Source organism: Phytoactinopolyspora endophytica (assembly GCF_004138495.1).
Lineage (GTDB): Bacteria > Actinomycetota > Actinomycetes > Jiangellales > Jiangellaceae > Phytoactinopolyspora > Phytoactinopolyspora endophytica.
In genome coordinates this window covers 161,500-163,029 of the sequence record NZ_ML142850.1, presented here as the reverse complement: position 1 = coordinate 163,029, position 1,530 = coordinate 161,500, and the positions used below count along the sequence as shown (strand labels likewise).

Genomic DNA, 1,530 nt, shown 5'->3' with positions numbered 1-1,530 from the left:
ACGGGACCGTGGAGGAGATCGAGTCCGTGACGGCGAGCGTGCTCGGTGTCCGCGCCGTCGGCCGGGTGCGGGCGAGATGGGCTGGGCACCGGCTCGAGGGCGACGTGACCATCACCGTCGATGGGACCGTGAGCGTGGAGGACGGACACCGCATCGCGCGCCGGGTCAACGACGAACTGCGGCACGGCGTCCGCCACCTCGACCACGTCGTCGTCCACGTCCACCCCGCCTACTCCCATGATCATCAACCGGTGGCCACACCATGATGTGGTTGATTCGTTGATGATCACGGGTGTGGGCCTAGCGGACCAGGCGGAAGAACGTCCGGAGCTCATCGACATACAGGTCCGGTTGCTCGAGCGCGGCGAAGTGGCCGCCCTTGTCCGGCTCGTTCCAGTACCGGATGTCCGTGAATCGCCTCTCCGCCCAGCGGCGTGACGGTCGCTGGCGCTCCTGGGGGAAGATCGAACAGCCGGCGGGCGTGGCCACGGTGTCGGTCACGGAGCCCGAGATCGACTCGTTGACCTTCCGGAGGCTTTCCCAGTACAGCCGGGCGGACGACGCTCCGGTGCCGGTCAGCCAGTAGAGCGTGACGTTGTCGAGGAGTTCGTCCCGTGTGATCACCTCGTCGAGCCGGCTGTCCCAGTCGGTCCAGGTCCAGAACTTCTCCACGATCCAGGCGCACAAGGCCGCCGGCGAGTCCACCAGCCCGTAACCGACCGTCTGGGGCCGGGTGGACTGCTGCACCGAGTACCCGGACTCCCAGTCCTGGGCGTGCTGAAGTGTCGCGAGCGTGGTCCGTTCCGCATCGGTGAGGTCGTCGAACGTGGCCGGGTCCGGCGGCGCAAGTGGCGGCATGAGGTGGATCCCGACGACGTGGTCCGGATGCTGCTGGCCGACGGCCGTGGTGACGCTGGTGCCCCAGTCGCTGCCCTGAGCACCGTATCGGTCGTAGCCCAGTCGGGACATCAGCTCGGCCCAAGCGTCGGCGATCCGCTCGACGCCCCAGCCTGGTGTGACCGGCTTGTCGCTGAACCCGTAGCCGGGCAGTGTCGGGCACACCACGTGGAAGGCGTCGGCCGCGTCGCCACCGTGCGCCGTAGGATCGGTCAGCGGCCCGATCACCTTGAGATACTCGGTGATCGAACCCGGCCATCCGTTGGTGAGCACCAGCGGCACGGCGTCGGGGTGCGGCGAACGGACATGGACGAAATGGACGCCGAGTCCGTCGATCTCGGTGCGGAACTGGGGCAGCTTGTTCAGCCGTGCCTCTGCGGCACGCCAGTCGTAGGTCGCCGCCCAATAGGAGCAGAGCTCGCGAATGTAGGCGAGCGGAACGCCCTGTGACCAGTCGTCGACGGTCTCGGGCTCCGGCCAGCGTGTGAGGTCCAGGCGCCGGCGAAGGTCGAGCAGGTCGTCGTCGGGAATCTCGATGCGAAACGGCGTAACGGTGTCGGACATGCTCCCAACCTAGATTCCCCGACGCACGGTGGGACGGGCCCGACGGGAGATCACGTCTCGTAGGAGGCG

The 1,530-nt window shown here is 67.8% G+C and carries 2 protein-coding genes; one reads left to right on the top strand and one right to left on the bottom strand.

The annotated features are described in order from the left end of the window. The coding region (locus tag ELR45_RS36820; RefSeq protein ID WP_205855890.1) for a cation transporter dimerization domain-containing protein at nucleotides 1-266 on the top strand (266 nt) is incomplete at its 5' end. 34 nt (nucleotides 267-300) lie between these two features. Here the strand turns inward: ELR45_RS36820 and ELR45_RS04085 are convergent. After that, nucleotides 301-1,461 (bottom strand): epoxide hydrolase family protein, encoded by a 1,161-nt coding sequence (locus ELR45_RS04085; RefSeq protein WP_129663681.1) that lies wholly within the window; start codon nucleotides 1,459-1,461, stop codon nucleotides 301-303. Nucleotides 1,462-1,530: the final 69 nt, after the last annotated feature.